The organism is Plantibacter sp. ME-Dv--P-122b (assembly GCF_030209375.1).
Taxonomy (GTDB): Bacteria; Actinomycetota; Actinomycetes; order Actinomycetales; family Microbacteriaceae; genus Plantibacter.
The window spans coordinates 108,959-132,475 of the sequence record NZ_JARVSC010000003.1; the positions used below are offsets into that span (position 1 = coordinate 108,959).

Below are 23,517 nucleotides of genomic sequence, written 5' to 3' on the forward strand. Positions count from 1 at the left end.
GACGCGACGACGCCCCTGCTCCGGACGGAGCAGGGGCGTCGTCGGTGCGGCGGCGGGTGTCTAGCCGAAGAGGATCGCGGCCTCGTCGTAGCGCTCCTGCGGCACGGTCTTCAGCTTGCCGAGCGCCTCTTCGAAGCGGCAGTTGACGAGTTCGGTGCCGCGGAGTGCGATCATCGTGCCCCAGTCGCCGGCCATGACGGAGTCGATGGCCGCCATACCGAGGCGGGTGGCGAGCACGCGGTCGTAGGCGCTCGGAACGCCACCGCGCTGCAGGTGGCCGAGCACGGTCGCGCGCGACTCGATGCCCGTGCGGCGCTCGATCTCGGGTGCGAGCACGTCGGCGATGCCACCGAGACGGGGACGGTTGAACGCGTCGAGTCCCTTCTCGGAGTGCGCGGTCTCCATGGTGTCGAGCGTGAAACCCTCGGACACGACGATGATCGGAGCGCGACCGCGCTGGTAGACGCTGTCCGCCCACTCGCAGATCTGCTCGATCGACTGCGGCTGTTCCGGGATGAGGATGGCGTGGGCACCCGCCGCCATGCCGGCGTGCAGGGCGATCCAGCCGACGTGTCGGCCCATGACCTCGATGACCATGCACCGTTTGTGGGACTCGCCCGTCGTCCGGAGGCGGTCGATGGCCTCGGTCGCGATCTCAACGGCGGTGTCGAAGCCGAAGGAGTAGTCGGTGGCGTCGAGGTCGTTGTCGATCGTCTTCGGGACGCCGACGATCTTGAGGCCGGCGTCGGTCAGGCGCTTCGCCGCGGCGAGCGTGCCTTCGCCACCGATGGCGATGAGCGCGTCGATGCCGAGCCGGTCCATGGTGTGCTGGACGTTCTCCGGGCCGCCGTGCGGTCCTTCGAACGGGTTGGTGCGGCTCGTGCCGAGGATGGTGCCACCCTGCTTGGCGAGACCACGCACGCTGTGGCGGTCGAGTGGCATCGTCAGGCCCTCGACGACTCCTCGCCAACCGTCGCGGATGCCGATGAACTCCTGGTTGTGGATCTTCGTCCCCTTGAGGACCGCTCCTCGGATGACCGCGTTCAGGCCGGGGCAGTCGCCGCCGCTCGTGAGCACACCAATTCTCATATCAACAGTCCTCATGGGGATCGGGGCACCTCAGGTGCCGGGAGTCATCCCCGACAATACCGTCTCGCCGACGGTGCTTCATCCGGCGCGGACGGTCCTCCGGCCCAGAGGGTCGGTGCCTCGTCCACCGGGGTTAGGCTGCTGGGATGAGTGCCGACGACTACCTGCCCGCCGATGGCGGCATCACGATGTTCTCCACGACCTGGTGCGGGTACTGCGCCCGACTGAAGCACCAGCTGTCCGCAGCCGGCATCCCGTTCACCGAGGTCGACATCGAGCAGGTCCCTGGGACCGCCGACCTCGTCGCTTCGCTGAACGGCGGCAACCAGACGGTCCCGACGGTGATCTTCCCCGACCGCTCGACCGCGACGAACCCGTCGCTCGCTCAGGTGAAGGCGGCACTCGGCGTCTGACCAGCCGACGACGTCCGGCCGGGCGACCCGTGGTCACCCGGCCGGACGATCCGGACGTCAGGCGCCCAGCGCCTCGCGGAGCAGGTGGACGAGGGCGTTGAGCTGCACCGAGTCGACCGACGCGACGTCCTGGTCGCTGCCGTCGAGCGCGCGAGCGGCCAGGCCCTGCTTGCTGTCGATGAGTTCCGCGACCTTCGCGTCGATCGTGTGCGCGGCGATGATGCGCCAAGCGGTGACGGGCTCCTCCTGACCGATGCGGTGCACGCGGTCGATCGCCTGGGTCTGCTCGGCGGCCGTCCAGGACAACTCGGCGAGCACGACGTTGGATGCAGCCTGCAGGTTGACGCCGACGCCGGCGGCGGTGAGTGAACAGACCGCGACCGCGACCTCCGGATCGGTGTTGAACGCGTCGATCGCGGCCTGACGTGCCTGCGCGGTCTGGTCGCCGCGGAGCGACACCGTCTTCAAGCCGCGACCCGCGAACAACTGCTCGGCCGCGTTCATGACGTCGATGTGCTTCGCGAAGAACACGACCTTGCCGACGGACCTCGCGAGCTGCGCCGTGTAGTCGGCGGCGAGCACGGCCTTCGCCTGACCGATCTTGCGGATCATGGTGAACACGTTCTCCGTGCCACCGGCGGCCTTGGACTCGTCGAGCTCGGCCTGGGCGACCATGCGCATGAGGTCGGTGTTCGGCTCGTGCAGCGCGTCGACGCGCTCACCACGCGACTCCAGGACCCGCACGTAGCGGGACTTGAGCCGTTGCCCGAGCTCGGCCTCCGCGTCGCGGATGGAGCGGATCGCCTCGTCGTCGAGCTCGACCGGGAGGTCGGCGACGCGCTTGGCGGGCAGGTCCTTGGCGACGTCGAGCTTCTTGCGGCGTACGATGCCCATGTCGATGACGGCGGACCGCGCGGCGGCGTAGAAGGCGTGCTCGGCCGGGGTCAGACCGGTGTCCTCGAGCCGCTCCATGAGTTCGGCGGTCGGCTTGCCGTCCTTGATCCAGCCGAGGAACTGCCAGATGGCGTTGAAGTCCTCGACGTCGTTGATCAGCGGCGTACCCGTCAGCGCGAGCAGCAGCGGGTCCTGGCCGGGCGTCGCCTTCCGGATCCGGTTCGCGAGCGACAACACGTGCTGCGAGCGCTGGGAGTGGAGGTTCTTGATGAAGTGCGCCTCGTCGACCACCATGCCGCGGAAGCCGAGCGTGCCGAGCCAGGCGAGGTGGCGGTCGAGGACCTCGTAGTTCACGATGATGACGTCGGCGAAGGCGTCGAGCGCCTGACCGTCGCCATGGATGACCGTCGCGCGCCGGTGCGGCGTCCAGCGCTCGACCTCGCGGGCCCAGTTCATCTTGACGACGTTCGGGACGATGACGAGGAGCGGGTACGCCTCGGCGACCGAGGCGGCGAGGACCGACTGCGCGGTCTTGCCGAGGCCCGGCTCGTCGGCGAGCAGGAACGAACGGTGTCCTTCACGAACGCTCTCGACGAAGCGCGCCTGGTGCTTCATGACCTCGAGGCCGCGCGGCGAGAGCCGGTCGAGCTTCGGGGCCTCGGGCAGTTCCATCGAGGCCGCTCCCCCGCCGGAACCGAGCTCGAACGCCTTGTACAGGGGGCCCATGAGCTCCCAGCTGTCGAGTCGTCGGCGCACGGTGGGCTGGGGCGCCGCCTGGCTGAAGTCCGGGGCGAGGAACGGATTGGCCAGCTGACGTGCCTTGACCGACTGCGGGATGACCTGCTTCTCGGCGAGCTCGGCCGGGACGACGGACTCCACGGCGGGCTTCTCGACGGTGATGATGAGCTCGTCGGCACTGAGTTCGGCACCGGACTCGAGGAGCCAGTCGCGCCGGAGCCGCTGCGCGACGGGGCTCGTCGCGGCGTCGGCTTCAAGCAGCTGGATGAGCGAGGTGTCGCGCGCCGCCGTCTTGGCGAGGATGGTCGCCACACCGTCGAGGCGCTTCAGGAGCTCGGCCCGTGTGGCGTCGCTGTACGTCGTGTCGGCCTTGACCCTGGCGCGTTCCTCGCGGACGAGGAACGCGATGACCTGGTACTTGGTCCGATTGGTGGGACCGACCTTGCCCTTCTGCGCCTTCGCCTCGACCTCGCGCACCTTGCGGGCGAGGATGGGGATGATCGGCGCGTCGTCGTCGTGACGCGACGAGGACCCTCTGGGGTTCGAGCGGCCAGATGAACGGGTGCTGGAACGCCCCTGGGAACGGCGTTGCTGGCCGGTGTGCGGCATGCTCCTCCTGAGCAGTCGAAGAGCCTCATCGGCCGAGGGGCCGGAAGAGACGGGCGTCGGGCCCGACTGGTCGTCGTGGAGCAACAGAGCGTTGCACGAGACCGACACGGGCGCCCGACGGGCGTGTGCCCAGTCTACGCCATCGGCCGCATCGGTCGCGAGCGCTCAGTCCGGCGCACTGTCGACGAGTCCGAACCGCTCCAGTTCGGCGTCGTCGAGCATGCGGGAACGGATGAGGAAGCGCTGCCCCGTCGGGGCCTCGACGCTGAACCCGCTGCCGCGCCCCTGCACCACGTCGATCGTCAGGTGCGTGTACTTCCAGTACTCGAACTGGGAACGCGACATGTAGACCTCGACGGGCGCGTCGAGCCCCGGCACGTCGAGCGTGTCGAGCAGGACGTCGACCGCGCCCGTACGGAACATCCCGACGGGGTAGCACATGGGCGAGCTCCCGTCGCAGCACCCTCCGGATTGATGGAACATGAGCGGTCCGTGCAGCGCGGTCATCTCCTGCAGCAGTGCGGCCGCGGCGTCGGTGACGTCGACCCGTCCGGTCATGGTGTACTCCCTCGTCGTGTCGTGTATCCCGGCCCTGCCCCTCCGCCGGTCCCTGAGCCTGTCGAAGGGCGCCCTTCGACAAGCTCAGGGACCGGATGGGGCTCAGAGACCGGATGGGGCTCAGAGACCGGGGATGTCGATCAGAAGAAGCCCATCGGCCCCTCCGCGTAGCTCACGAGCAGGTTCTTCGTCTGCTGGTAGTGGTCGAGCATCATCTTGTGGTTCTCCCGGCCGATGCCCGACTGCTTGTACCCGCCGAACGCCGCGTGCGCCGGGTACTGGTGGTAGGTGTTCGACCAGACACGTCCCGCCTCGATCGCCCGCCCGGCCCGGTACAGCGTCGTCGCCTCACGGCTCCACACACCGGCGCCGAGGCCGTAGAGGGTGTCGTTCGCGATGGAGATCGCCTCGTCGTAGTCGGCGAAGCTCGTGAGGGCGAGCACGGGCCCGAAGATCTCCTCCTGGAAGATCCGCATGTCGTTCGTCCCCTCGAAGACGGTCGGCTGGACGTAGAACCCACCACTCAACTCACCGCCGAGGTCGGCGCGCTCGCCGCCGATGAGCAGCTTCGCGCCGCCCTGCTTGCCGATGTCCATGTAGGAGAGGATCTTCTCGAGCTGGTCGTTCGACGCCTGGGCACCGATCATCGTGTCCGTGTCGAGCGGGTTGCCCTGCTTGATCTTGGCGATGCGGGTCAGCGCATCACCGACGAAGCCGTCGTAGATGGACCGCTGGACGAGCGCCCGGCTCGGGCAGGTGCAGACCTCTCCCTGGTTGAGGGCGAACATGCTGAAGCCCTCCTGCGCCTTCTCGTAGTACTGGTCGTGCTCGCGCGCCACGTCCTCGAAGAACACGTTCGGGCTCTTACCGCCGAGCTCCAGCGTCACCGGGATCAGGTTCTCGCTCGCGTACTGCATGATCAGGCGACCCGTCGTGGTCTCGCCGGTGAACGCGATCTTGCGGATCCGCGGGTGGGAGGCCAGCGGGGCCCCGGCCTCGATGCCGAAGCCGTTGACGACGTTGAGCACGCCGGCCGGCAGCAGGTCCTTCACGAGGTCGACGATGAGGTGGATCGACGCCGGAGTCTGCTCGGCCGGCTTCAGCACGACGCAGTTGCCTGCGGCGAGCGCCGGTGCGAGCTTCCACACGGCCATGAGGATCGGGAAGTTCCAGGGGATGATCTGTCCGACGACGCCGAGCGGTTCATGGAAGTGGTAGGCGACGGTGTCGTGGTCGAGCTCCGAGATGCCACCCTCCTGGGCGCGGATCGCCCCGGCGAAGTAGCGGAAGTGGTCGATCGCCAGGGGGATGTCGGCGGCGAGGGTCTCACGGACCGGCTTGCCGTTCTCCCAGCTCTCGGCGACGGCGATCTCCTCGAGGTGCTCCTCCATGCGGTCGGCGATGCGGTTGAGGATCACCGCACGCTCGGCGACGCTCGTCTTCGACCAGGCGGGGAACGCCTTCCATCCCGCCTCGACCGCTCGGTCGACGTCGGCCGCGGTGCCCCGGGCGATCTCGGTGAACACGGCTCCCGTGACCGGGGTCTGGTTCTCGAAGTACTGCCCGTTCGCGGGCGGGACGTACTCGCCCCCGATGAAGTGGTCGTAGCGGGGGGCGTAGCTGAACACGGCACCTTCGGTACCCGGGTTGGCGTAGACGGTCATGTCACTCCTTGTCGACGACGTTGTCGGTGTCCGCACCGCTCAGGTGCGTGCCGTCGACGCTAGTCCGCCGGAGGTTGCAGGAGGTTGCGCCGAGGAGCGCGGACCGGATCGACCGTCAGGACGCCGAGAGGTCGGCGTCGATCGCCTCGATGCGGGCGACGAGCCCCGCGCGCTTCGGTGACCGCGGCGGTAGGAGCCGGAGGCAGGCGTGCAGGACCTCGACGTCGTCGGGTGCGGCCGCGGTCCGGATGTAGTCGTGCAGCAGGTCCGCCGATGCGTCGGTCAGCATCGCCTCCCGGAGGCGCGTCGCGACCCGCTCGCGGAGGTCGACGACACCGGGGGCGGTGGAGTCGGGCAGAAGCGGACCCGGGTAGGCGGCGAGCGCTGCGCGGTGGGCGCCGCGGTCCAGGAGCGACAGCACCTGGTGGGCGTCGAGCTGGAGCGGGGTGGTGAGCCGGTACGGCCGCGAGGCCGGCACGAGTGTCGGTGCGGTCCCGCCGAGCACCTTCCGCAGCCGGACGAGCTCCGCCCGGAGGGTGACCGCCACCTCGTCCGCGTCGTACAGCAGCCCGGCGAGCGCGTCGGCGCTGAGGCCCTGGTGGTGCCAGGCCAGGAGCGTCAGGATCTCGGCGTGCCGTCGGCTGAGCTCGGTCGGGCGGCTCGCCCCGTGTCCGACCAGCAGGCCGGTGTCGCGGCCGAGCACCTGCAGGCCGGGCCGCGCCGTGGTCGTCCGGCGAGGTGCGTCCGTGCGTGGACGACCGGCGAACCGACGGTCGGCGACCGCGCGCAGCCGCTGCACCATGATCTCGGACTCGACGGCGGCAGCGGTCGCCTCCATGAGCGGCAGCGCATGTGAGGCGACCGCCTGCGGGCCACCGGTGATGTCGATCACACCGATGATCTGCCGGGTCTCCGGATCGTGCACCGGGACCGCCGTGCAGCTCCACGGGTGCACGAGGCGGTTGAAGTGCTCGGCCGCGTGGATCTGGATGCCGTGGTCGAGTTCGAGCGCGGTGCCGGGCGCGCTCGTCCCCACCTCCCGCTCCGACCACCCGGCACCCTCGACGAAGAGCATGCCCTCCGCCCGTCGCCGCAGATGACGGTCGCCGTCCACCCAGAGCAGTCTGCCCATGGCGTCGCCCACCGCGACGAGCATGCCTGAGTCGTCGTCCGCGTCGTTGACCAGCAACCTGGTGATGACCGGGAGGACGCCGGCGAGCGGGTGCCCGAGGCGGTGGTCGCGCAACTCGTCCTCGTCGAAGGCGAGCTCCGGCATGAGGTTGTCCGGGTCGAGGTGACGGCCCATCGACCGCTCCCAGGACTCGCGGACGAGCCGTCGGACGAGTCCGCGCTGCGCTTCGGCACGCGTCGGGGCCGCCAGCCACGGACTGGACACCTCACCACCACCCATCCACGTCGACCGGTTCTGCGGACAGTGTATCCGCCGCAGCCTGACGGCCGGCGGGTAACCTCAGGCGGCCGGCCGGAACCGGCGGAGGCGCAGGCTGTTGAGGACGACGAACACGCTGGAGAACGCCATCGCCGCACCCGCGATCATCGGGTTGAGGAGCCCGAGCGCGGCGAGCGGGATCGCCGCCACGTTGTACGCGAACGCCCAGAACAGGTTGCCGCGGATGATCCCGAGCGTCCGTCGGGACAGCCGGACGGCGTCGATCGCCGTGGCGAGGGAGCCGGAGACGATGCTGAGGTCGGCCGCGCCCTTGGCCGCATCCGTGCCCGTCCCCATGGCGATTCCGAGATCGGCCGTGGCGATCGCCGCGGCGTCGTTCACCCCGTCGCCGATCATGGCGACGCGGTGACCGGCCGCCTGGAGCCGTTCGACGGCGGCGACCTTGTCGGCGGGGCTCGCGTCGGCGATCACCTGGGTGATCCCGACCTCGGCCGCGACCCGCGCTGCGACGGCCGCATTGTCGCCGGTGAGGAGCACCGGTGTCATGCCCAGGGACACGGCGCGTCCGATGGCGGCGCGAGCCTCAGGCTTCACGGTGTCGGCGACCTCGACGACGCCGCGGACCTCGCCGTCCCAGGCGACCACCACCACGGTGCTCGCACGCTCCGCGGCGGCAGCGAGGGCGCTCGCCGCGTCCGGCCCGATGCGGAAGCCCTGGTCCTCCGCGAAGGCGGGACGTCCGGCCAGCACGGCTCCTCCGTCGATCGTGCCGGTGACGCCGAGACCCTCGAGGCTCGCGAAGTCCGAGACCACCGGACGCGCTGCGTCGCGACGTGTCGCTTCCGCGACGATCGCCTCGGCGATGGGGTGCTCGGAGGCCGCTTCGAGCGCCGCGCCGAGGGCGAGCACCTCGTCCATCGCACCGGCCGCCCAGACCGCCGTGACGCTCATCCGCCCGGACGTGACGGTCCCCGTCTTGTCGAGCAGGATGCGGTCGATGCCGCTCGCCCGCTCGAGCGCCTCCGGTCCGGCGATGAGGATGCCGAGCTGCGCGCCACGCCCCGTCCCGACGAGGAGGGCCACCGGCGTCGCGAGCCCCAGCGCGCACGGGCAGGCGATGATGAGGACGGCGACCGCGGCGGTGAACGCCGCCTCCATGGTCGAGCCGGTGAGCGCCCACACGATGGCGGTGCCCAGGGCGATCACCAGGACGACCGGGACGAACACGCTCGAGACGCGGTCGGCGAGCCGTTGGACCCGGCTCTTCCCGAGCTGCGCCGCCTCGACCGCCTGAGCCATACGCGCCAGCTGCGTCTCGGCGCCGACGGCCGTCGCCCGCACGACGAGACTGCCGCCGCGCGCGATCGTGCCACCGATCACCCGAGAGCCGGCTACGAGCTCGACCGGGACGGACTCCCCCGTCACGAGACTCTCGTCGACACTCGCCGCCCCCTCGACGACGACGCCATCGGTGGCGACGGACTCGCCGGGACGCACGAGGAAGCGGTCTCCGACGAGCAGCTGCTCGATCGGGATCCGTTCCTCGGTGCGGGTGGGCGCCATGAGGTCGGAGGGGTCCGGCGCACGGTGCCGGAGCACGGAGACCTCGGAGGCACCCAGCGTCATGAGGTCCCGGAGTGCCTCACCGGCTGCGCGCTTCGACCGCTGCTCGATGAGGCGGCCGGCGAGCAGGAAGACGGTCACGCCGGCGGCCACCTCGAGGTACAGCGCGCTCGACGGGTCGGCGTCGGGTGCGAAGAAGGTGAACTCGTGCCGCATGCCCGTCATCCCGGCCATGCCAAAGAAGAGCGCCCAGACCGACCACAGGTATGCAGCCCCCGTCCCGAGCGTGATGAGGGTGTCCATCGTCACCGAGCCGTGCCGCAGCGTCGCGAACGTCGCCCGGTGGAACGGGTACCCACCCCAGAAGACGACCGGCGTCGCGAGGGTCAGCGAGAGCCACTGCCAGTGGTCGAACTGCCAGGCGGGGATCATCGCGAGCAGCACGACGGGCAGCGCCAGCACCGCACTGACGACGAGGCGGGTGCGGAGCGTCGTCACGGTCGCCGAGGGGTCGGACGTCGTTCCCGACGTCGGAGTCTGCTCCCGGTTCGCCGCGGCGCGTTCGTCAGCGGGCGGACGCACCGTCGCCGTATAGCCGGCCTTCGCGACGGCCGCGACCAGCTCGTCCGCGGTGACGGTGGAGGGCGCGGTCACCGTCGCCCGTTCGGTCGCGAGGTTGACCTGCGCCTCGACACCGTCGAGCGCGGTCAGCCGCTTCTCGACGCGTGCCACGCAACTCGCGCAGGTCATGCCCTCGATGTCGAGGTCGAGCTGGATGAGTGGCGCGCTCATCAGCGACGACCCACGAGGGTGTAGCCGGCTTCCTGGACGCCGGCCGCGATGGCCGCGTCGTCGGTCGACGAGGCACCCGAGACAGTGACCGTCCCCGCGGCGAGATCCACGGCGACCCCGTCGACGCCGGGCATCGCGGCGAGCTCGGTCGTGACGGCGGAGACGCAGTGCGCGCAGGTCATGCCGTCGACCCGGTAGGTGGTGGTTGCGGTGGTTTCGGACATGCGTCCTCCTCAGTGGATCGGAGCCCTCACTATACCCCCAGGGGGTACCCCTTGCAACCGTCCGCGGGACGCGATCGCCGGGTCAGCCGAGCAGGCCGAGCGCCCGCACTGCCGCACGCTCCTCCTCGAGTTCCGCCACGGAGGCGTCGATGCGGCGCTGCCAGACGGGCGCGATGCCGAGCCCCTCGACGACCTCCCAGCGTCCGTCGACCGAGCGGGCCGGGAACGAACTCACGAGCCCCTCCGGCACGCCGTACCAGCCCTCCGAGGGGAGCGCCACGGACGTCCAGCGTTCCGGCCGGTCTGGAGTGGCCGTGCCGTTCACCCAGTCATGTACGTGGTCGATGGCGGCGGCAGCGGCCGAAGCGGCGGACGACGAGCCCCGGACCGCGATGATCTCCGCACCGCGCTTCGCCACCCGTGGGATGAACTCGTCGGCGATCCACTCCTCGTCGACGAGGTCAAGGGCCGGACGACCACCGACCGTCGCGTGGGAGAGGTCCGGCACCTGGGTCGCCGAGTGGTTGCCCCAGATCACGACGCCGTCGATCTCGGACACGGGTGCGCCGGTCTTGGCGGCCAACTGCGCGACGGCACGGTTGTGGTCGAGTCGGGTCAGGGCGGTGAACCGTTCGGCCGGCACCCCGGCGGCGGCCGACTGCGCGATGAGTGCGTTCGTGTTGGCCGGGTTGCCGACCACCAGGACGCGCACGTCGTCGGCCGCACCGGCCCCGATCGCCGCGCCCTGCGGTGCGAAGATCCCGCCGTTCGCCGCGAGGAGATCGGCTCGCTCCATGCCGGGGCCACGCGGACGTGCCCCGACGAGCAGCGCGACGTCCACCCCGTCGAAGGCGCGCGACATCTCGGTCGTCGCCTCGACCCCCACCAGGAGCGGGAACGCGCAGTCCTGCAGTTCCAATGCCGTCCCCTCGGCCGCGCCGAGACCCTGCGGGATCTCGAGTAGGCGCAGGACCACGGGCCGGTCGGGCCCCAGCAGCTGACCTGACGCGATGCGGAAGAGCAGGGAGTAGCCGATCTGGCCTCCGGCTCCGGTGACGGTGACGACGGTGGGTTCGCTCATACGCCCACGCTACTCCGCGGCCTCCGGCGTGGGTCGGGAGGCCTGCATGTCCGCCTCTGCGGAGTCCACTGCGTCGTGCTCCTCGGGAGACACCGGGCCGACCCGGCTCTTCCGTTGCGCAGAGGTCTCCGAGGGCAGCGCGACGGCCGCCTCCGTGATCCGGTTCGCCATCCCGTTGAAGATGATCCCGTGGAACGGCAGGATCGCGAACCAGTAGAGTCGACCGCCGAGCCCCTTCGGGAAGAAGACCGCGCGCTGCCGGTAGACCGAGCCGTCGCCGACCGGGGTCGCGCTCATCTCCAACCACGCCAGACCGGGCACGCGCATCTCGGCGCGCAACCGCAACATGCGACCGCGTTCCAGATACTCCACGCGCCAGAAGTCGAGCGCGTCCCCCACGCTGAGGTGCTGCGGGTCGTCCCGGCCACGTCGGAGCCCGACACCCCCGACGAGCTTGTCCATCCACCCGCGGATCGCCCAAGCGAGCGGGAACGAGTACCAGCCGTTCTCACCGCCGATGGACTCGATCACCGAGAAGAGACGGTCGGCGCTCGCGGAGGTCTTCCGTTCCTTGAGATCGATGTAGACGGTGTGACCGGCCCAGTCGGGGTCGCTCGGCAGCGGGTCGCTCGGCGCGCCGTCCACGGTCGCGTTCCGCCAGGAGGTCTCGACCTCACCGTCCCGCATGCGCTGCAGCGCGAGGCGCACCGCGCGTCGGTACCCCGTCAGACCGCTGTCCGGCGGCGGGATGACCGCGTCGATGTCGTGGTCGCCCATGACGCAGTCCACGAGGAGCGACTCGATGATCGGCGACGCGAGCCGACGCGGGATCGGGGTCACGAGGTTCACCCACTGCGAGGCCAACCACGGCGTCAGGACCGGGAGCGGCGCGATCGGGCGCTGCGGGAGGCCGGCCTCGACCGCGTAGCCGTTCATCATCTGTCCGTAGCGGAGGACGTCGGGGCCACCGATGTCGAAGGCCCGGTTCACGTCGCGGTCGACCTCGGCGCTCGCCAACAGGTAGTGCAGGACGTCGCGGACCGCGATCGGCTGGATGAAGTTCCGGACCCAGCGCGGCGCCGGCATGTACGGCAGGATGTCCGTCAGATGGCGGATCATCTCGAAGGAGGTCGATCCGGAACCGATGACCACGCCCGCTTGCAGGACGATCGTCGGGACGCCCGAGGCGAGCAGGATCCGCCCGACCTCGGTGCGGGACCGCAGGTGCTTCGACAGCTCGACGCCCTCGGGGTGCAGACCACCGAGGTAGACGATGCGCGACACCCCCGCCGCTGCAGCGCCGGCGGCGACGTGCTCGGCGGCGTCGAGTTCCGTCTGCTCGAAGTCGCCCTTGCCGCCCATGGAGTGCACGAGGTAGTAGACGACGTCGACGTCCTCGCAGGCCGAGGCGACCCGGGCGGCGTCGCCGAGGTCGCCCTCGACGACCTCCACCTGATCACGCCAGGGCACGTCGGTGAGCTTCTGCGGCGAGCGCACGAGGACCCGGACCGTGTACCCGGCCTCCAGGAGGCGCGGCACGAGCCGCCCGCCGATGTAGCCGGTGGCACCCGTGACGAGCACAAGCTTCGGAGTCGATGATTCGGTCATGGGTGCAACGTTACGACCCGTCGACGACAGCGGCGCCCGGCTGTACAGCCGGGCGCCGCTGTGCAAGCACCACGCGGGTACTGCGGGTCGCTACAGGAGCGCCTTCGTGTGCCAGACGGTCTTCACCTCGGTGAACGCGGTGATGCGGTCGAGGCTCGCGGGGACCGGACCGCTGGCACCGCTCGGACGGACCACGCGCTTGAGCGTCTCGGCCGCGAGGACCTCGAGCTCGACCCAGTCGAGCTCACCGGCGCCAGCGAGGTCGATCGCGTTGACGTCGGCGTGCGATGCGAGCCACGGAGCCATCTCAGTCGGCGAACCGGTCAGCACGTTCACGACGCCGCCGGGGACGTCACTCGTGGCGAGCACCTCCGCGAGGCTGATCGACGAGAGCGGCAGGCGCTCGCTCGCGATCACGACGACCGTGTTCCCCGCGACCAGCGCGGGAGCGACGACGCTTACGAATCCGAGGAGCGACGAGTCCTGCGGCGCGATGAGTGCGACGACGCCCGTCGGCTCCGGAACCGACAGGTTGAAGTACGGACCCGAGACGGGGTTCGCTCCCCCGACCACCTGGACGTACTTGTCCGCCCAGCCCGCGTACCAGACCCAGAGGTCGATGGCCTCGTCGACCTGGGCTGCGGCCGTCGCCTGCGAGACGCCCTCGGCCTGCACGATCTCCTCGACGAACTGTGCCCGCCGACCCTCGAGCAGCTCGGCGATGCGGTACAGCACCTGGCCGCGGTTGTAGGCGGTGGCGCCCGACCAGCCGGAGAGGGCCGATCGTGCGGCGACGACCGCGTCGCGGGCGTCCTTCCGTGAGGCCAGTGAGGCGTTCGCCAGGAACCCGCCAGACGCGTTCGTCACTTCGTACGTCCTTCCGGATTCGCTGCGGGGGAACTTGCCGCCGATGGCGAGCTTGTAGGTCTTGGGGACGGTGAGCCGGCTCATCGCTGCTCCTCCTTCGTGATGCTCGTGGACGGTGCGACGACGACGGCCGATGATCCGGCCGGGGCGAGATAGGCACCGAGCCCGTGGCGACCGCCCTCGCGGCCGTATCCCGACTCCTGGTACCCGCCGAACGGGCTTGCGGGATCGAACCGGTTGAAGGTGTTCGCCCAGATGACGCCGGCGCGGAGCTTGTCGGCGACCGCGAGGATGCGGCTCCCCTTGTCGCTCCAGATACCCGCGGAGAGCCCGTACGGGGTGTTGTTCGCCTTCGCGATGGCCTCCGCGGGCGTCCGGAAGGACATGACCGAGAGCACCGGTCCGAAGATCTCCTCACGGGCGATGCGGTGGCTGGTCGAGACGTTCGTGAAGATCGTCGGCGCGAACCAGAAGCCGTTCTCGGGCAGCTCGCAGTCCGGGCTCCACCGTTCGGCTCCTTCGAGCTCGCCGATGTCCGACAGCTCGCGGATGCGTGCCAGCTGCTCCGCCGAGTTGATGGCGCCGACGTCCGTGTTCTTGTCGAGCGGGTCGCCGACGCGCAGCGTCTGCAGACGGCTCTTCAAGCGGTCGACGACCTCGTCGTGGATGCTCTCCTGGACGAGGAGCCGGGAACCGGCGCAGCAGACGTGACCCTGGTTGAAGAAGATGCCGTTCACGATGCCTTCGATGGCCTGGTCGATCGGGGCGTCGTCGAACACGATGTTCGCCGCCTTGCCACCGAGCTCGAGCGTCAGGCGCTTGTCGCTGCCGGCGATGGTCTTCGCGATCTCGCGCCCGACGGCGGTCGACCCGGTGAAGGCGACCTTGTTGACGTCGGGGTGGCGGACGATCGCGGCACCGGTCGCTCCGGCACCCGTGACGATGTTCACGACGCCCGCGGGGAGCTCCGCCTGCTGGAGGATCTCGGCGAAGATGAGCGCCGTGAGCGGTGTGGTCTCGGCCGGCTTGATGACGACCGTGTTGCCGGCGGCGAGCGCCGGAGCGACCTTCCAGGCGAGCATGAGGAGCGGGAAGTTCCACGGGATGACCTGCCCGGCCACGCCGAGGGCGCGCGGGTTCGCGCCGAGGCCCGCGTAGTCGAGCTTGTCGGCCCAACCGGCGTAGTAGAAGAACCATGCGGCGACGAGCGGGACGTCGACGTCGCGGGACTCCTTGATCGGCTTGCCGTTGTCGAGGCTCTCCGCCACGGCGAGTTCGCGGGCGCGCTCCTGGACGAGGCGCGCGATCCGGAAGAGGTACTTGCCGCGGTCGGCGCCCGACAGCTTCGACCAGACGCGGTCGTAGGCACGCCGCGCGGCGATGACGGCGCGATCGACATCGGCATCACTCGCCGCGGAGATCGTCGCGATGGACTGCTCGGTGCTCGGGGAGATCGTCTGGAAGGTCCCACCCGTGCCCTCGGTGAACTCGCCGTCGATGAAGAGGCCGTACTCGGAACGGAGGTGGAGGACGGAGGTGGACTCCGGGGCTGGTGCGTATTCGAGGAAGCTCATGATGTCCTAGTCGATGGTGACGTAGTCGGGGCCGGAGTAGTGGCCGGTGGTGAGTTTCTGACGCTGCAGGAGCACGTCGTTGAGGAGGCTCGAGGCACCGAAGCGGAACAGGTGCGGCTGGAGCCACTCCTCACCGACCGTCTCCGCGACGGTCACGAGGTACTTGATCGCGTCCTTCGAGGAACGGATGCCGCCGGCGGGCTTCACACCGATCTGCTCACCGGTGAGGCGGTGCCAGTCCCGGACCACCTCGAGCATGAGGAGGGTGACCGGGAGGGTCGCGGCGGGCGCGACCTTGCCGGTGGACGTCTTGATGAAGTCGCCGCCCGCGAGGATGGCGAGCCAGGAGGCGCGCTTCACGTTGTCGTAGGTGTTCAGCTCGCCGGTCTCGAGGATGACCTTGAGGTGCGCCGAGGTGCCGTCGCTCCGACGGCAGGCCTCTTTGACCGCGACGATCTCGTCGAAGACCTGGCCGTACCGGCCGGAGAGGAACGCACCCCGGTCGATGACCATGTCGATCTCGTCCGCTCCGGCGTCGACGGCGTCGGCCGTGTCCGCCAGCTTGACCGCCAGGGAGGCGCGTCCGCTCGGGAAGGCCGTCGCGACCGCCGCGACGTTGATCCCGCCGGCGTCGTGTGCCGCACCGGGCTGCGTGTGCGCCGCGCCCAGCGCCTCGACGGCGTACGGCACCATGTCGCCGTAGACGCAGACCGCGGCGACGCGCGGGGTGGACGGATCCCCGGCGTCCGGGGTGATGGCCTTGGCGACGAGGGAGCGCACCTTGCCGGGAGTGTCGGCGCCCTCGAGGGTGGTGAGGTCGATGAGTTCGATGATGCGGTCGAGGGCCCAGGCCTTCGACGTCGTCTTGATCGAGCGCGTGCCGAGGTCGGCTGCGCGCTGTTCGAGCCCGACGGCGTCGACGCCCGCGAGGCCGTCGAGGTAGCGCCTGAGGCTGGCGTCGGTGACGGGGCCGTCGACGAGTTCGAGCGCCGTCGGCTTGGCCACGAGGTCGCCTGGTGGAGTGGTCATGGTGCGTTCCTTCCGAGCAGTTCCTGCTCCGGGGTGTGCTGCTTGGCGGATGATGGTTCGTGGTCGGCGAGGAGTGCCGTCGCGGTCGCCTCGTCGGTGACGAGCACGGTGCAGAGGCCGCTGCTGACGACGGCTCTCGCGACGGCGTGCTTCTGGGCTCCGGCGATGACCGCGATGCTGCGGCCGGCGCGCCGGAGCGCTTCGAGTCCGAGCCCGACCGTGCGCTCGTCGAGTGTGGGGTCGACGATCATGCCCTCGGCGTCGATGTAGCGCCCGACGACATCCCCGACGGCACCGCGTGCGACCAGGACGTCGACGTCCGCGGCCGTGAGGTAGCCGCTGTGGACGAGGGCGGAGTCGGGCCCGGCCACGCCGGCACCGTACAGGTAGGTGTCGGCCGCTGCGGCCGTGCGGAGCACCTCCGCGACCGTGCGGTCCGACTCGATGCTCAGCTTCGTCTCCAGTCGCTCGAAGATCGCCGGGCTCGGAAGCAGGGTGACGTCGCCACGGCCCTTCTCGGCGATCCGAGCAGCCGTGGCGGCAGCGGTGCCGACGCGCTGGTTGAGGCTCACGCCGCCGTTGATCTGCACGACCGAGAGCCCCGTCGCCCAACCATCCGACAGGTGGTCGGCGATGTCGCGCAGCGTCCTCCCCCAGCTCACACCGAGCGTCCGCGGCACCGGTCGCATGGCACCGAGGTAGTCGGCGGCCGCGCGCGCGACGCGTTCGTGGAGGTCGGCACTGTCGCTCGGGTTCGGCACGACGACCGCGTCCGCGAGTCCGAAGCGCTCGCGGAGCGCCCGTTCGAGTGGAAGACGGCGTGCGCGCGGATGCACGATCTCGATGCGGATGTAACCGAGTTCCCGGGCCTGGGCGAGAAGCCGACCGACCTTCCACCGCGTGATGCCGAGCAGCGCGCCGATCTCGTCCTGGGTCTTCGTCTCGTCGTAGTACAGCTCCGCGGCGCGCACCGCGAGCAGCTCGTCGCTCTCGATCACCTCGGGCCTCCTCCGGATCGTCTCCAGCCTAGGACGCCACCACCACCCGGACAACGTCCGTTGGCACCCATGCTCAGATGAGCAGAGGTCGGTGCGCGGATGCGCATCGTCGCTGCGATCCGTCAGGGGGTCCGGACCAGACCGTTCAGCGACCGCGTGCCGCCAGATCCGCCTCGATCGTCGTCGGCCGGCCGGTGATGCGCCCGGCGATGGCGCACAGCGCGCCCGTGGCCAGCAGGAGCAGCAGCGGGACGGTCCACGATCCGGTCACGGCGTGCAGCAGGCTCACGACCAGCGGGCCGAGTGCACCGAGGGTGTAGCCGACGCTCTGCACGAAGCCACTCAGGGCCACCGCGCCCTCGTGCGTCGCCGTCCGCAGGTTGATGAGCACGAGGGCGAGCGGGAACAGCAGCGGGCCGAGCCCGGCCAGCAGCACCCACAGCCACGTGAGCGTCGCCGGCCACAGGAGCAGCCCGAGATAGCCGAGCACGAAGCACGCGCTCGCGACGTAGACGAGGACGGCGACGTTCCGCAGCCTCGCGACGAGCATCGGGACGATCAGGCTGGCCGGGACACCCATTGCGGAGAAGAGCGAGAGCAGCAGGCCGCCCTGGGCCGGGGTGACGCCGGCGACGTCACCGACGATGGTGGGGAGCCAGGTGAACATCGCATAGGCGTTCAGCGAGGAGGTGGCGAACACGGCCGCGATGGCCCACGCGATCGGCGATCGGTGGACGAGGACGCGCCCGGCGCGGGGCACCTCCTCGATCTCGGGATCCGTCGCGGCGGCGGCCCGGGCGTCGCGACGCTCCCGGACGATGAGCGTGATCCAGGGCAGCACGGCGAGCATGGCGACGATGGACCACACCCCGAGCGACACCTGCCACCCCGCGGCGTCGGCGACCGGCACGGCGATCAGCGGCGGGATGAAGGTGCTGACCGACAGGACCGTCGCGTAGAGGGAGGTGACGAGGCCGACGCGGTCGGGGAAGTACTTCTTGACTAGCGGCGGGAGCACGACGTTGCCGATGCCGATCCCGGCGAAGCAGAGCGCACTCCCGATCGCGAGGACGGCGAAGTCGGGAGCGAGCGAGCGCATGAGGTGCCCGGCGACGATCGACCCGAGCGCGATGAGCAGCACCGGCTCGAGATGCAGCCGACGCACGAGTCGCGGGGTGAAGACGCCGAAGAGGGCGAAGCACAGGGGCGGCAGCATCCCGAGGAGTCCCAGCCCGACCGACCCCACGCCGATGTCGCCGTCGATCTCGGCGTAGATCGGCGAGAGCGAGGTGACGGCCGTGCGGAGGTTCGCCGCGACCAGCACGATACCGACGAGCGCGAGGGCCCTCCCCCGCCACAGGGGACGCGGACCCACTAGGACAGCATCCGGCGCGCGCGCTCGACGTCGTCGGTCATCTGCACGATGAGCGGCTCGATCCCGGTGAACGCGACCATGCCGCGGATACGCTCGACGAACTGCACCTCGACCTCGTCGTCGTAGAGGTCGAGATCGGTCTCGTCGAGGACGTAGGCCTCGACCTGCTTCTGCGGGACGCCGTCGAAGGTCGGGTTGTTCCCGACCGAGATCGCCGCCGGATACCGACGCCCACGCCAGAACAACCAACCCGCGTACACGCCGTCCGCGGGGATGAGCCCCTGCGAATCCGGCGACAGGTTGGCGGTCGGGAACCCGAGTTCCCGGCCACGCTTGGCGCCGTGGACGACGACGCCCCGCACGCCGGGCGGACGACCGAGGAGCCGCGACGCCTCACGGACGTCACCCTCCTCGAGGAGTTCGCGGATCCAGGTGGACGACACCCGACGCCCGCCGCCGGGACGGACGTCGTCGACGACGCGCACGGAGAATCCGTAGACCTCACCGAACGACTCCAGCGTGGCGACCGTGCCGAGGCCGCGATGGCCGAACCGGAAGTCCTCGCCCACGAGGACCGTCTTGGCGCGCAACGCTCCGACGAGGATCGAGGTGACGAACTCCTCGGGCGTGAGCTGGGCCAGCGTCTGGTCGAAGCGCAGCAGCAACGCCGCGTCGACCCCGGCGTCCGCCAGGAGACCGAGCTTCTGCTCGTTGCTCACGAGCGACGCCGGGCAGCGGTCGGGGTTGATGAGACTCAGCGGGTTGCGGTCGAAGGTGACGGCGACGGAGCTGAGACCGGCGCTCGCGGCCTCTTCGAGGAGCGCGGCGACGACCGCGCGGTGACCCGTGTGGACGCCGTCGAACTTGCCGATGGTGACCGCAGACGGTCCGAAGGCGTCGGGGACCTGGTCGAGCTCGGTGAACGTGATCATTTGCCGGTACGCCGATGTCCGGCCAACCACCACAGTCCGAGGACCGGGAGGACGAGCGGGATGAAGACGTACCCGCGACCGAAGACGGACCAGACCGTGTCGTGGGGGAAGAGCTCGGGATCGAGCAGGCTCAGCAGGCCGACGATCAGGACCCCGGCGAGCTCGAACGAGATCGTGGCCCAGGCGATCCGCCGCCAGACGGCACCTGGTGCGACGAGCGAGACGGTCGCCAGGATGTACACCACGGCGGCGACGGCCGAGAGCACATAGGCCAGGGGCGCCTGGTCGAACTTGGTCGTGATCTGCACCACGGACCGGCCGGTGGCGGCGAGGGCCAGGATGCCGTAGACGGCGACGAGCACGACCCCGACACCACGGACGCGTGGACGGGCTGGAGCGGTGGTGGGGAGAGGCATGACCCGACGATTCTATGCGACGCAGGCCCTCGCCCCGGCACTTCGCGACCGTCACGCGGGCTGTGGTGCCCTCGCCCTTCACCGCCGTCGGTGCACCGACGGTCAGCCGAGCTGGACGGTCCAGATCTGCTCCATGCGGTAGAGCATCACCGCGATCGCGAGACAGACGACGCCGAGGACGACCGTCGACCATCGGGTGCGCTCGACGAGCGCCCAGAACCCGCCGGCGATCGGCAGGATCATCGCGGAGACGAGGTAGGTGTAGAACTCGGGCACACTCCCCGTGGCGGTGTTCCCGAACGCGGGCGCGGCGATCGCCACCACCAGCTGCACGATGAGGAGGACCTCGACGAGTGCCGTCGCCCCCATCGTCAGGTCGTTCGGCGCGCGCCCGGCGAACCCGAGCACGACGCAGAGGAGCCCGGCCACGACCGCGACCGCGATCTGGGCGAGGGTGAACCACTCGATCATGCCGGCTCCTCCGCCGGGAAGTTCACGACCGACTTGAGCGAGCCGCCACGGCGCTCGACGAGCCCCACCAGTCGGCCGTCCGGCGCGAGGGCGGCGATCGGACCGGTGTGGCCGGCCGGCAGGTCGCGTTCGAGCCGCTTCCCGTGGCCGAGATCGACCGCCTCCTGCTCCGTGAGTTCGAGGGCACCGAACAGGCGCTTCGCGACGTCGGCCGGGTGCAACAGCGCCGTCTCCACGTCGAGGTCGTCGATCGTCGATGCGGCCGTGACGTGGAAGGGTCCGATCCGGGTCCGGCGGAGCGCGGTGAGATGGCCACCGACGCCGAGGGACGCCCCCAGGTCGCGGGCGAGCGCGCGGATGTACGTGCCGGAGGAACAGACGACCCGGACGTCGACGTCGACGGCCGCCCCATCCCGACGGATGGCCAGCACGTCGAACGCGCTGACGGTGACCGCACGGGACTTCAGCTCCACCTCGATCCCCTCGCGCGCCAGGGCGTAGGCGCGCTTCCCGCCCACCTTGATGGCGCTCACCGTGCTCGGCACCTGCTCGATGTCGCCGGTCAGCGGACGGATCGCGGCGATGATCGCGTCGTCGTCGACGGCAGCCACCGCGGCCTGGTCGGCGCGCTCGGTGACCTCACCTTCGGCGTCGTCGGTGGAGGTCGCCACGCCGAGGCGGATGGTCGCCGTGTACTCCTTGTCGAGACCGACGATGAAGGTCAGCAGTCGGGTCGACGAGCGCGTGCCCAACACGAGCAGCCCGGTGGCCATGGGGTCGAGCGTTCCCGCATGCCCCACCTTGCGCGTGCCGGCGAGCCGTCGCACCCGGGCGACCGCGTCGTGGGAGGTGTGCCCCTGCGGCTTGTCGATGAGGAGGATACCGGGACGGGCGGACGCCGACCCGGGTGCTGCTGTGCTGTTCTCGACCACCCTGCAACGGTACCAGCGGCGGTCGGCGCAGCCAGGCGCCCGGAGCACCCCCTGGACGGCGGCGCTCAGCAGAAGTCGGCGAAGATCCGCCGTGGGTGCCGCTCGTCCGTGTTGTCCACCAGGGCGGTCGCCCGCGCGGTCGGGTCGTCGTCCTTGCGGTACAGCGCCTGCCCGCCCACGTAGCGTGCGTTGGACGGCGCCGTCGGGTCGGCGTCGACGCCGAGGCGCTCGTGCAGCCGCTCGTAGGCCGTCGCCATCGGGACGTCGAGCCAGACCGACGCATGCCAGAGGCCGCGGAGCTCGGGCCGGTTCAGGAAGACCCCGTCGACGATGAGGACGGCGTCCTGCGGGCCGGTCGTCCACCGCAAGGGAGCGCCGACGTCGCGCTGCTCGTCGAACCCGACGAGTTGGAAACCGGCGCTGCCCGCCAGGCGGAAGGGCTCGACGAGCACCCGGCGGAACAGCGAGTAGTCGAACGAGTCGAGCCAGTACCCCTCGGCCGAATCCCGCCCCCGCGCGTACCGTTCCTCGCGAGGACGGTGGAAGTCGTCGATCGAGGCGCGGAACACCGCACGGCCGGCCTCGTCGAACACCTCGGCCAGTCCGTCGGCGAACGCCGCCGTGCCGGAGCCACTGACGCCGTCCACCGCGATGAGGGTGCGGCCTCGTGGGTAGTCCCGTTGGAACTGGTCTCGCAGCTGCCGGAGCAACTCGATCCGTGGTGTCGTGACGAGCTTCATGGCGCCGAGCCTACCCGCGCGGATCGTAGGCTGGTGCGGTGCCGCCCGAACCCTCCGACCTCACCCCGCTCGTGACGGGATGGTTCCGCACCAACGCGCGCGACCTCCCGTGGCGTCGCCCGGGGTTCCCTGTCTGGGGCACGCTCGTGTCGGAGTTCATGCTCCAGCAGACGCAGGTCAGCCGGGTGATCCCGCGGCTCGAAGAGTGGCTCGGGCGCTGGCCGACGCCCGCCGACCTGGCGGCCGAACCACCGGCGGAAGCCGTCCGTGCCTGGGGCCGGCTCGGCTATCCGCGCCGAGCGCTCTGGCTCCACGCGGCGGCCACCCAGATCGCCGAACGGCACGACGGCATCGTCCCGTCGGACGTGGATCAGCTCCTGGCGCTCACCGGCATCGGCGACTACACCGCACGCGCCGTGGCCGTCTTCGCCTACGGGGACCGGCACCCGGTGGTGGACACGAACACCCGACGGGTGATCGCGCGAGCCGTCCGCGGCCAAGGCGAGCCCGGCCCACCGAACGCCAAGACGGACCTCTCCGCCATGGAGGCGCTCCTGCCGGAGTCCCGCTCGGAGGCAGCCGTCTTCAACGCCGGGCTGATGGAGATCGGCGCGGTGGTCTGCACGGCTCGAGCACCGCGGTGCGAGGAGTGTCCGCTCCGCGAGGTGTGCGCTTGGCGCGCAGCGGGATACCCGGCCTACGACGGACCGGTCAAGACGAAGCAGAGGCAGTTCGCGGGCAGCGACCGACAGGTCCGGGGCATCATCATGGCCGAGCTCCGTTCCACCCACCGCTCACTCACGGACGAGGAGCTCCGGGCGCTCTGGCCCAACGGCGAGCAGTTCGACCGCGCACTCGCAGGACTGGTCGCCGATCGCCTCGCGGTGCGCGTCGACGGCGGGTACGCCCTCCCCCACGACTGACCGGTCCCTCGGCCCCAACCGGGCCCCGGAGCCTGTCGAATGGCGCACGTCGACAGGCTCAGTGACCGGATGAAGGAATCCAAACGTCGACAGGCTCAGTGACCGGATGAAGGAATCCCGGTCCCTGAGCCTGTCGAAGGGCTGATGGAGGTGGCTAGTCCTCGGCGTCCACGTCGCGCGGCTTGACGTAGGGGTCCTCGTCGCCGGCGTAGGCGGCACCGGCGGCAAGCCCGGCCACCTCGGTGTCGCGGTTCTTCGCCTCGCGCAGCAGGTCTTCGATGTGCTGCGCGTTCTCCGGGATCGCGTCCAGGAAGAAGTCGAGGCTCGGGGTCAGCCGGGTGTTGATGTTGCGGCCGATCTCGGCACGCAACAGGCCCTTGGCGGACTCGAGCGCGGCCGAGGTGTCGGCGCGTTCCTCGTCGGAGCCGTACACCGTGTAGAACACGTTCGCGTGCTGGAGGTCGCCGGTCACCTGTACGTCGGTGATCGTCACGAAGCCGAGCCGCGGGTCGCGGATGCCCTTGTCGAGCCGTTTGGCGATGACTTCCTTGATGCGGTCCGCCAACTTGCGGGCCCTGGGGTTCTCTGCCATCTCGTCCTCCTCTGATGACCGTCG

The 23,517-nt window shown here is 70.3% G+C and carries 22 protein-coding genes; 2 read left to right on the top strand and 20 right to left on the bottom strand.

What is annotated here, in order from left to right; all coding sequences use genetic code 11:
• Positions 1-60: 60 nt before the first annotated feature.
• Positions 61-1,089, bottom strand: coding sequence for a 6-phosphofructokinase (locus QRN19_RS05310; RefSeq protein ID WP_064294489.1), 1,029 nt, complete (start codon positions 1,087-1,089; stop codon positions 61-63).
• A gap of 146 nt (positions 1,090-1,235) precedes the next feature.
• Between QRN19_RS05310 and QRN19_RS05315 the strand changes: the two genes are divergently transcribed.
• Positions 1,236-1,502: a mycoredoxin gene (locus QRN19_RS05315; protein WP_064294490.1), complete on the top strand. Its 267-nt coding sequence runs from the start codon at positions 1,236-1,238 to the stop codon at positions 1,500-1,502.
• 57 nt (positions 1,503-1,559) lie between these two features.
• Here the strand turns inward: QRN19_RS05315 and QRN19_RS05320 are convergent, their stop codons facing one another.
• The 18 genes from QRN19_RS05320 to QRN19_RS05405 all read right to left on the bottom strand — a co-directional run bounded on the left by QRN19_RS05320 (position 1,560) and on the right by QRN19_RS05405 (position 21,978).
• Positions 1,560-3,743 carry a DEAD/DEAH box helicase gene (locus QRN19_RS05320; RefSeq protein WP_285025729.1) on the bottom strand — a complete coding sequence of 728 codons (2,184 nt, stop codon included), beginning with the start codon at positions 3,741-3,743 and terminating at the stop codon, positions 1,560-1,562.
• 165 nt (positions 3,744-3,908) lie between these two features.
• Entirely contained in the window at positions 3,909-4,301 is a 393-nt protein-coding gene (locus QRN19_RS05325; protein ID WP_285025730.1) for a DUF779 domain-containing protein, read from the bottom strand.
• A gap of 140 nt (positions 4,302-4,441) precedes the next feature.
• Positions 4,442-5,965: an acetaldehyde dehydrogenase ExaC gene (gene exaC / locus QRN19_RS05330; RefSeq protein ID WP_285025731.1), complete on the bottom strand. Its 1,524-nt coding sequence runs from the start codon at positions 5,963-5,965 to the stop codon at positions 4,442-4,444.
• A gap of 115 nt (positions 5,966-6,080) precedes the next feature.
• Complete coding sequence (locus QRN19_RS05335) at positions 6,081-7,361, bottom strand: GAF domain-containing protein (protein ID WP_285025732.1); 1,281 nt, start codon at positions 7,359-7,361, stop codon at positions 6,081-6,083.
• A gap of 75 nt (positions 7,362-7,436) precedes the next feature.
• Positions 7,437-9,731, bottom strand: a complete 2,295-nt coding sequence (locus QRN19_RS05340; protein ID WP_285025733.1) for a heavy metal translocating P-type ATPase — start codon at positions 9,729-9,731, stop codon at positions 7,437-7,439.
• Entirely contained in the window at positions 9,731-9,955 is a 225-nt protein-coding gene (locus QRN19_RS05345; protein WP_285025734.1) for a heavy-metal-associated domain-containing protein, read from the bottom strand. Before QRN19_RS05345 ends, QRN19_RS05340 begins: the two co-directional genes overlap by 1 nt.
• A gap of 82 nt (positions 9,956-10,037) precedes the next feature.
• A complete protein-coding gene (locus QRN19_RS05350) occupies positions 10,038-11,036 on the bottom strand; it encodes a malate dehydrogenase (RefSeq protein WP_285025735.1) in 999 nt (332 codons plus the stop codon).
• 9 nt (positions 11,037-11,045) lie between these two features.
• On the bottom strand, positions 11,046-12,644 hold the full coding sequence (locus QRN19_RS05355) for an SDR family oxidoreductase (protein WP_285025736.1): 1,599 nt from the start codon (positions 12,642-12,644) through the stop codon (positions 11,046-11,048).
• Between the two features lie 90 nt (positions 12,645-12,734).
• On the bottom strand, positions 12,735-13,595 hold the full coding sequence (locus QRN19_RS05360) for an aldehyde dehydrogenase family protein (protein ID WP_285025737.1): 861 nt from the start codon (positions 13,593-13,595) through the stop codon (positions 12,735-12,737).
• Positions 13,592-15,085, bottom strand: a complete 1,494-nt coding sequence (locus QRN19_RS05365) for an aldehyde dehydrogenase family protein (protein ID WP_285025738.1) — start codon at positions 15,083-15,085, stop codon at positions 13,592-13,594. Before QRN19_RS05365 ends, QRN19_RS05360 begins: the two co-directional genes overlap by 4 nt.
• Before the next feature lie 6 nt (positions 15,086-15,091).
• Complete coding sequence (gene deoC, locus QRN19_RS05370; RefSeq protein ID WP_071262338.1) at positions 15,092-16,114, bottom strand: deoxyribose-phosphate aldolase; 1,023 nt, start codon at positions 16,112-16,114, stop codon at positions 15,092-15,094.
• Positions 16,111-17,112: a sugar-binding transcriptional regulator gene (locus QRN19_RS05375; RefSeq protein WP_285025739.1), complete on the bottom strand. Its 1,002-nt coding sequence runs from the start codon at positions 17,110-17,112 to the stop codon at positions 16,111-16,113. Before QRN19_RS05375 ends, deoC begins: the two co-directional genes overlap by 4 nt.
• 145 nt (positions 17,113-17,257) lie before the next feature.
• Positions 17,258-18,487, bottom strand: a complete 1,230-nt coding sequence (locus QRN19_RS05380) for an MFS transporter (RefSeq protein ID WP_285025740.1) — start codon at positions 18,485-18,487, stop codon at positions 17,258-17,260.
• Positions 18,487-19,419, bottom strand: coding sequence for a bifunctional riboflavin kinase/FAD synthetase (locus QRN19_RS05385; protein ID WP_285025741.1), 933 nt, complete (start codon positions 19,417-19,419; stop codon positions 18,487-18,489). Before QRN19_RS05385 ends, QRN19_RS05380 begins: the two co-directional genes overlap by 1 nt.
• Complete coding sequence (locus QRN19_RS05390; protein WP_086473922.1) at positions 19,416-19,835, bottom strand: hypothetical protein; 420 nt, start codon at positions 19,833-19,835, stop codon at positions 19,416-19,418. Before QRN19_RS05390 ends, QRN19_RS05385 begins: the two co-directional genes overlap by 4 nt.
• A 102-nt stretch (positions 19,836-19,937) precedes the next feature.
• A complete protein-coding gene (locus tag QRN19_RS05395; RefSeq protein WP_285025742.1) occupies positions 19,938-20,306 on the bottom strand; it encodes a hypothetical protein in 369 nt (122 codons plus the stop codon).
• A complete protein-coding gene (truB, locus tag QRN19_RS05400) occupies positions 20,303-21,238 on the bottom strand; it encodes a tRNA pseudouridine(55) synthase TruB (RefSeq protein WP_285025743.1) in 936 nt (311 codons plus the stop codon). The genes QRN19_RS05395 and truB overlap by 4 nt, the downstream gene beginning before the upstream one ends.
• A gap of 65 nt (positions 21,239-21,303) precedes the next feature.
• Positions 21,304-21,978: a nucleoside/nucleotide kinase family protein gene (locus QRN19_RS05405; RefSeq protein ID WP_071262341.1), complete on the bottom strand. Its 675-nt coding sequence runs from the start codon at positions 21,976-21,978 to the stop codon at positions 21,304-21,306.
• 38 nt (positions 21,979-22,016) lie between these two features.
• Here QRN19_RS05405 and QRN19_RS05410 point away from each other — a divergent pair, with 38 nt between their 5' ends.
• Complete coding sequence (locus QRN19_RS05410) at positions 22,017-22,901, top strand: iron-sulfur binding domain-containing protein (RefSeq protein WP_285025744.1); 885 nt, start codon at positions 22,017-22,019, stop codon at positions 22,899-22,901.
• 154 nt (positions 22,902-23,055) lie between these two features.
• Here the strand turns inward: QRN19_RS05410 and rbfA are convergent, their stop codons facing one another.
• Positions 23,056-23,493 (bottom strand): 30S ribosome-binding factor RbfA, encoded by a 438-nt coding sequence (gene rbfA, locus QRN19_RS05415; protein WP_079707157.1) that lies wholly within the window; start codon positions 23,491-23,493, stop codon positions 23,056-23,058.
• Between the last annotated feature and the right edge of the window lie 24 nt (positions 23,494-23,517).

Bases quoted from the DNA above. Each gene is read 5' to 3' on its own strand.
- rbfA (WP_079707157.1), bottom strand. From the start codon at position 23,493: ATGGCAGAGAACCCCAGGGCCCGCAAGTTGGCGGACCGCATCAAGGAA.
- deoC (WP_071262338.1), bottom strand. From the start codon at position 16,114: ATGACCACTCCACCAGGCGACCTCGTGGCCAAGCCGACGGCGCTCGAA.
- QRN19_RS05390 (WP_086473922.1), bottom strand. From the start codon at position 19,835: ATGCCTCTCCCCACCACCGCTCCAGCCCGTCCACGCGTCCGTGGTGTC.
- QRN19_RS05405 (WP_071262341.1), bottom strand. From the start codon at position 21,978: ATGAAGCTCGTCACGACACCACGGATCGAGTTGCTCCGGCAGCTGCGA.
- QRN19_RS05385 (WP_285025741.1), bottom strand. From the start codon at position 19,419: ATGATCACGTTCACCGAGCTCGACCAGGTCCCCGACGCCTTCGGACCG.
- QRN19_RS05365 (WP_285025738.1), bottom strand. From the start codon at position 15,085: ATGAGCTTCCTCGAATACGCACCAGCCCCGGAGTCCACCTCCGTCCTC.
- QRN19_RS05360 (WP_285025737.1), bottom strand. From the start codon at position 13,595: ATGAGCCGGCTCACCGTCCCCAAGACCTACAAGCTCGCCATCGGCGGC.
- QRN19_RS05325 (WP_285025730.1), bottom strand. From the start codon at position 4,301: ATGACCGGACGGGTCGACGTCACCGACGCCGCGGCCGCACTGCTGCAG.
- QRN19_RS05310 (WP_064294489.1), bottom strand. From the start codon at position 1,089: ATGAGAATTGGTGTGCTCACGAGCGGCGGCGACTGCCCCGGCCTGAAC.
- QRN19_RS05340 (WP_285025733.1), bottom strand. From the start codon at position 9,731: ATGAGCGCGCCACTCATCCAGCTCGACCTCGACATCGAGGGCATGACC.
- QRN19_RS05350 (WP_285025735.1), bottom strand. From the start codon at position 11,036: ATGAGCGAACCCACCGTCGTCACCGTCACCGGAGCCGGAGGCCAGATC.
- QRN19_RS05315 (WP_064294490.1), top strand. From the start codon at position 1,236: ATGAGTGCCGACGACTACCTGCCCGCCGATGGCGGCATCACGATGTTC.
- QRN19_RS05355 (WP_285025736.1), bottom strand. From the start codon at position 12,644: ATGACCGAATCATCGACTCCGAAGCTTGTGCTCGTCACGGGTGCCACC.
- QRN19_RS05320 (WP_285025729.1), bottom strand. From the start codon at position 3,743: ATGCCGCACACCGGCCAGCAACGCCGTTCCCAGGGGCGTTCCAGCACC.
- QRN19_RS05395 (WP_285025742.1), bottom strand. From the start codon at position 20,306: ATGATCGAGTGGTTCACCCTCGCCCAGATCGCGGTCGCGGTCGTGGCC.
- QRN19_RS05345 (WP_285025734.1), bottom strand. From the start codon at position 9,955: ATGTCCGAAACCACCGCAACCACCACCTACCGGGTCGACGGCATGACC.
- exaC (WP_285025731.1), bottom strand. From the start codon at position 5,965: ATGACCGTCTACGCCAACCCGGGTACCGAAGGTGCCGTGTTCAGCTAC.